Source organism: Streptomyces sp. MNU76 (genome assembly GCF_020982545.1).
Classification (GTDB): Bacteria; Actinomycetota; Actinomycetes; order Streptomycetales; family Streptomycetaceae; genus Streptomyces.
On the sequence record NZ_JAJKLK010000019.1, the window covers coordinates 1,425,312 to 1,431,468 of the forward strand.

Genomic DNA, 6,157 nt, shown 5'->3' on the forward strand with positions numbered 1-6,157 from the left:
CTGCGGCCGGGCGCCGCGGGGCAGCGACCGGTCGTGTGTGAGGGGGGAAGAGGCGGAGGTGATCGGCTGCCGCATCAGGGGGTGTGTCAGGGCGCGGCAGTGGGATCGATCAGGTCCGCCACACGCCGATACGGGCCCGTGTCTGCCCGGCGTACGGCTCGCCGGGCGTGGGAGACGAGGGCTGAACGGCCGGGGACGTGGTCGGCTGGGCGTCGAGGTGTTCGGCGAACGCGGCGCCGTGGTCCGGGGGCTCGGCCAAGTAGCAACTCGGCCACATCAAACGCCCACTGAGTGGGCGTTTAGGGATGCTTTGCGGTGCCAAGTCGCTTCTGCGGCCAACAATCTTTGGGTCGATTCGCACCTTGCATGCGCTTTTACAGCCTTTCGGGTTCCGGTCCGTGTGCCCGTTTGATCCACCTCTCGGTGCTGGATTCCGTCTGGTTTAAGAATGGGGCGGAAGCTCCCTGCCGGCAGGGAGCTTCCAGGCATTTCAGGCCACACACGTTGGCGATAAATGCGACAAAGTGCATTGAAACGGTCAGAGCGAATCAACATCAAACGCCCACTGAGAAAGAGCCGTACCCAGACGTGATGTGCCCTGCACTCCGCAGTGCGGGGCGCATCGCGTTCGCCACACCCTGACAGGCAAGTCGAAGCAGCGCGACAGATCATCCTGCCGGGCACTCACCAGGTGCCCAGAGCACCCGTCCAAGCGCCCGCGCTCGACACCACCCGTACACCAGCCCCCACCAGGACGGATGAGTTTTCGGCAGGCGCAGGTGGTTGCGCGGCCACGCCGACGCCCTTATCGTTTCTCAATAACATCGATAAACGATAAGGGGGTGGGGTATGGGCATGTTGAACAGACCCTCGGGGCGGCAGGACCCGCTGGAGCCCATCGAGTTCGCGGTGACACTGGTGTGCGCTGTGGCCGCCGGCCTGCTGGCGCTGCTCGTGCTGGCCTCGCTGGTCCTCGATGATGCGAGCCTGTGGTTCTTCGACATGCCTGCGGTGTGCGTCACGGACACCGCCATGTCCGGCTCCAGCAGCGCGCTGGACGGAGCGTTCGGCTCCTATCCCGGGGTGAGCATCACCGTGAACGGCCCCCAGTTCTGTCTCGACGATCCCTCCGCCGGACAGCGGGCGCTGCACCTGGCCGGGCTCACCACCTCGTGGGGATGGAACGCCGGCGCGTTCGTCTTCGCCCTGCTGCTGATCCGCCGGGCCCGCAGTCACGGGCCGTTCACGAAGCGGACCGCCCGCGGGCTGAACGCCTTCGGCTGGTACCTGGCGGCGGGCGCCGCCGTGCTCCACGTCGGCGGGGCCGTGGTGGGCGGCCTGCTCCTGCGCGACATGACGGAGTACTGGCCGTTCGCCATGCTGCTCGATCCGGGGCACGTACCCTGGGCCGCGCTCTTCACCGGCATCGGCCTGATCACCTTCGCCCGGTTGATGCGGCTGGCCACCGCCATGCGCGAGGACCTGGAGGGAGTCGTCTAGTGTCCCCCGCCGACGCCGACCCGCACGCCATCGAGATCCACATCGACAAGCTCCTGGCCGAGCACGGCATGACCCTGACCGAACTGGCCGAGCGGGTCGGCGTCACGATTGCCAACATGTCCGTGCTGAAGAACGGCAGAGCCAAGGCCATCCGCTTCAGCACCCTGACCCGGCTCTGCGAAGTCCTCGACTGCCAGCCCGGCGACCTGCTCACCCACCGCAAGCCCTGACGAGACCCAATCCAACGCCCGCCTGTGGTGCGACCCGGGGCACCGTGGTGACGTCCCGGGCCTTCACGGGAGCTCACTCAGACAGAGCCACACCCTGCTCGTCTAGTACTCCAGCAGTACTTCGTGGCTTGACCTGGGGAAACGTCGAGCGGTGGGAGTGTAGCGGGCGGGGAGTCGTCACGGACGGCTTCTGCCCGCACGCCCCTCGAAGGAGTGCCCCCGATGGCAAGGTCGCCCCGGGCCTGGGAAGCCTCGGGTCGTGATCACCGAACAGGCAGCCGAGACCTGGGACCGCGACCTGGACCACCTCTTCACCACCATCGGGCGCCACTTCGGCCGTGTCGAACCACGCCGCCGCATGCGGGACTACGTGCGCGCACTGCTCGCCCCGGTGGCCCGAAAAAACAGCTGGCAACTTGCCGAACACGCCGGCCACGCCACCCCGGACGGACTGCAGCACCTGCTCTCCCGAGCCCGCTGGAACCCCGACGACATCCGCGACGACCTGCAGACCTACGTCGCCGAACACCTCGGCCGCCCCGACGGCGTGCTGATCATCGACGACACCGGGTTCCTGAAGAAGGGCACTACATCCGCCGGAGTCCAAAGGCAGTACTCCGGCACCGCCGGCCGCACCGAGAACTGCCAGATCGGCGTCTTCGCCGCCTACACCAGCACAGCCGGCCGCGCCCTGGTGGACCGGGAGCTCTACCTGCCCAAGTCCTGGACGGACGACCGTGACCGCTGCCGCGCCGCCAAGGTCCCCGACGAGCGGGAGTTCGCCACCAAGAACACCCTCGCGGCGACGATCGTCCGCAGGGCGCTGGCCTCGCCGCTGCCGGTCGCCTGGGTCACGGCGGACGCCGCCTACGGACAGGACAACCGCTTCCGCCGGATGCTGGAATCATCCGGCGTCGGCTACGTCCTCGCCGTCCCCAAGTCCCAGTTCTCCCTGGCCGGCCCACGCATCGACAAGGCCTTCGAGCAGGCCCCCGACCAGGCATGGGAACGCCGTTCCTGCGGGACGGGCGCGAAGGGACAGCGCGAATACGACTGGGCAGCCGTCCAGTTGCGCCCAGTGTCCGAGTACGACCACCAGGACGGCGTGTTGATCCGTCGACGGTGGGCGCTGGCACGGCGCAGCTTGAGTCGGCCGGACGAGATCGCCTACTACCTCGGCTACGCACCGCTGGATGTCGGCGTGGACGAACTGGTGCGCGTCGCCGGCGCCCGGTGGGCGATCGAAGAGTGTTTCCAGGCAGCGAAGAACGAGTGCGGCCTGGACGAGTACGAAGTCCGCCGCTACGTCGGCTGGTACCGGCACGTCACCTTGGCCATGCTCGCCCACACCTTCCTCGTTGCGATGAGCGCGCGAGCAGCCGAAAAAGGGGATCCACCGGTGAGGATGCCGTGGTCATCGAGCTCACCGTGGCAGAAGTGCGGCGACTCCTGGCAGCTCACACACCCCGAGACGTTCACACCCTCACTCACGTGTTGAGCTGGTCGCACTGGCGCCGACGACGCCAAGCGGTGGCCCGCCGCTGCCACTACCGACGTCGGGGGCACTCCTTCGAGGGGCGTGCGGGCAGAAGCCGTCCGTGACGACTTCCCGCCCGCTACACTCCCACCGCTCGACGTTTCCCCAGGTCAAGCCACGAAGTACTGCTGGAGTATTAGTACTGCAGCCGCAGTTGCTGTGACCGGCGGTCGGGCTCTCCGTTGAGCTGGGCATGGGTGGGGACGTCACGGTTGATGAGGTGCGCCGCTGGGCGGCGGGTCTGGATGTTCTGCATGCCCGGATCGGTGGGCATTTCCGTCGCTCGGAGCCGCGTCGGCGGGCAGGGAAGTATCTGCGCGGGCTGCTCGCGCCGTGGGAGCGCAAGAACGGCTGGACGCTGGCGGAGGAAGCGGGCGAGCTGTGCCCGGACGGTATGCAGCGGTTGCTGAACCAGGCCGACTGGGACGCGGATGCGGTCCGGGATGAGGTTCGCGGCTTCGTGCGGGAGCAGTTGGGGGCCGAGGACGGCGTGCTGGCCGTGGACGAGACCGGGTTCGTCAAGAAGGGCGCCCGGTCGGCCGGCGTGCAGAGGCAGTACACCGGCACCTCTGGGAAGATCGACAACTGCCAGGTGGGGGTGTTCTTGGCCTACGCCTCCACGAGAGGGCGGGGCGTTGATCGACCGGGAGTTGTACCTGCTGACCTCCTGGATTGAGGATCCGGCCCGCCGGGCGGATGCGAGGATCGGTGACGAGGTCACCTTCCGCACCAAGCCGGCGCTGGCCCGCACGATGCTGGAGCGGGCGGTTGCCGCGAAGGTGCCGTTTCGCTGGGTGACCGGCGACGAGGTCTACGGCCAGGACCCGGTGCTGCGCGGCTGGCTGGCCGGGCAGCGTCTGAGCTACGTGCTGGCGGTCTCCTGCAAGCACCGGTGCGGGCCGCGCGGACAGAATGCCCGCACCGTCTCGGCGATCCTGCCGGAACATGCCTGGGAGATCCGCTCCGCCGGAGAGGGCGCCCACGGCCTGCGTGAATACGCCTGGGCCCTGGTCCCGCTGCCTGGCAGGGGCGATGACGGCTTTGACGACGCCCTACTGATCCGCCGCAGGCTCGCCGACGGCGAACGGGCCTACTACCTGGTGCACGCGCCCGTGAACACTCCGCTTGCCGAGATCGTCCGCGCTGCCGGGGCCCGCTGGGCGATCGAGGAGTGTTTCCAGGCAGCCAAGAACGAGGCCGACCTGGACCACTACCAAGTCCGTCAGTACCCGGCCTGGTACCGGCACATCACCCTGGCCATGGCGGCCGCCGCCCACCTGACCGCCGTCCGGACCACCACCGGTGAAAAGGGGGAGACAGCCGCGACCTGATCCGGCTGAGCGTGAACGAGATCCGCCGCCTGCTGAGCAGGTTCGCTCACACCGCCCGGTACGAAGCCGGTCACTTCCTGCACTGGTCATACTGGCGCCGCCGCCATCAACACCGCGCCCGTCTCAGCCACTATCGCCGGCGAGGCCAACGACCCCCGTAGCACTGGCTGGATCCGGACTCCGGATCAGAACCGCCCGGGACAATAATGATCACATTGTGCGCTGGGGGGCTGCGTCATCCTTTTCTTGATTTTCGCTTGCGATGTGCTCTTTTGGATCTTCCTTGTGGGCGGTTTGGCCGCGCGCTACGCCGCTGGCTGGCGGATCCTCGGCGGCGCGCTGCTGCTGTGTGTCCCGCTGATTGATGTCGTGCTGCTGGGGGCCACCGTTCTGAGCATCCAGGACGGCGCTGAGCCGACGGTCTGGCACGGCCTGTCGGCGGCCTACCTCGGAATCACCGTGGTCTACGGCCACCGCACCGTCCGCTGGGCCGACGCGAAGTTCGCCCGCCGCTTCGGCGGAGCCGCTGCCGCGCGACGCCCTCAGCTCTACGGCCGCGTGGCCGTCGTGGACGCCTGGAAGTCCTGGCTCAGGTTCCTGCTCGCCTATGCGATCAGCGTCGGCCTGATCTTCGGCCTGGTGATGCTAATCGGCACTCTCGACGAAGGCGCTCCGCTACTTGTCTGGCTCAACCCGCTCACCAAGATCCTTATATACAGTCTCATCTGGCCGATAGCGACCACCATCTGGCCCGGCAAGGCGCCGGAGACAGCGAAGGAGAACCGCTGACCGGGGCGCCCCACGCACCGGCCGTCGACCGGGCATGTGGCCAGTGTCCGCGACCACCCGCTCCCGCAACTGCGGCTGCAGTATTAGTACTCCAGCAGTACTTCGTGGCTTGACCTGGGGAAACGTCGAGCGGTGGGAGTGTAGCGGGCGGGAAGTCGTCACGGACGGCTTCTGCCCGCACGCCCCTCGAAGGAGTGCCCCCGACGTCGGTAGTGGCAGCGGCGGGCCACCGCTTGGCGTCGTCGGCGCCAGTGCGACCAGCTCAACACGTGAGTGAGGGTGTGAACGTCTCGGGGTGTGTGAGCTGCCAGGAGTCGCCGCACTTCTGCCACGGTGAGCTCGATGACCACGGCATCCTCACCGGTGGATCCCCTTTTTCGGCTGCTCGCGCGCTCATCGCAACGAGGAAGGTGTGGGCGAGCATGGCCAAGGTGACGTGCCGGTACCAGCCGACGTAGCGGCGGACTTCGTACTCGTCCAGGCCGCACTCGTTCTTCGCTGCCTGGAAACACTCTTCGATCGCCCACCGGGCGCCGGCGACGCGCACCAGTTCGTCCACGCCGACATCCAGCGGTGCGTAGCCGAGGTAGTAGGCGATCTCGTCCGGCCGACTCAAGCTGCGCCGTGCCAGCGCCCACCGTCGACGGATCAACACGCCGTCCTGGTGGTCGTACTCGGACTGGGCGCAACTGGACGGCCGCCCAGTCGTATTCGCGCTGTCCCTTCGCGCCCGTCCCGCAGGAACGGCGTTCCCATGCCTGGTCGGGGGC

5 protein-coding genes and 2 pseudogenes are annotated in these 6,157 nt (G+C 67.8%); 5 read left to right on the forward strand and 2 right to left on the reverse strand.

The annotated features are described in order from the left end of the window. Positions 1 to 109: 109 nt before the first annotated feature. Positions 110 to 259, reverse strand: a complete 150-nt coding sequence (locus E4N62_RS32955) for a hypothetical protein (RefSeq protein ID WP_230220187.1) — start codon at positions 257 to 259, stop codon at positions 110 to 112. A gap of 590 nt (positions 260 to 849) precedes the next feature. Here E4N62_RS32955 and E4N62_RS32960 point away from each other — a divergent pair. From E4N62_RS32960 to E4N62_RS32980, 5 genes and pseudogenes are all read left to right on the forward strand, one after another. After that, positions 850 to 1,500 (forward strand): DUF2975 domain-containing protein, encoded by a 651-nt coding sequence (locus tag E4N62_RS32960; RefSeq protein WP_230220189.1) that lies wholly within the window; start codon positions 850 to 852, stop codon positions 1,498 to 1,500. After that, a complete protein-coding gene (locus E4N62_RS32965) occupies positions 1,500 to 1,730 on the forward strand; it encodes a helix-turn-helix domain-containing protein (protein WP_374117107.1) in 231 nt (76 codons plus the stop codon). Before E4N62_RS32960 ends, E4N62_RS32965 begins: the two co-directional genes overlap by 1 nt. A 262-nt stretch (positions 1,731 to 1,992) precedes the next feature. Further along, the gene (locus E4N62_RS32970) at positions 1,993 to 3,228 is read left to right on the forward strand and encodes an IS701 family transposase (protein ID WP_374117112.1); all 1,236 of its coding nucleotides are present in this window, start codon (positions 1,993 to 1,995) and stop codon (positions 3,226 to 3,228) included. Positions 3,229 to 3,460: 232 nt separating this feature from the next. Next, a pseudogene (locus E4N62_RS32975) lies at positions 3,461 to 4,598 on the forward strand (IS701 family transposase). A gap of 294 nt (positions 4,599 to 4,892) precedes the next feature. Then, the gene (locus tag E4N62_RS32980) at positions 4,893 to 5,387 is read left to right on the forward strand and encodes a hypothetical protein (RefSeq protein ID WP_230220191.1); all 495 of its coding nucleotides are present in this window, start codon (positions 4,893 to 4,895) and stop codon (positions 5,385 to 5,387) included. Positions 5,388 to 5,649: 262 nt separating this feature from the next. On the opposite strand, the pseudogene E4N62_RS32985 reads toward E4N62_RS32980, so the two are convergent. Continuing rightward, positions 5,650 to 6,157, reverse strand: a pseudogene (locus tag E4N62_RS32985) (IS701 family transposase); the annotation flags it as partial.

What these genes read in the sequence shown, in the direction of transcription:
- E4N62_RS32960 (WP_230220189.1), top strand. Translation starts at nt 850, where the DNA reads ATGGGCATGTTGAACAGACCCTCGGGGCGGCAGGACCCGCTGGAGCCC.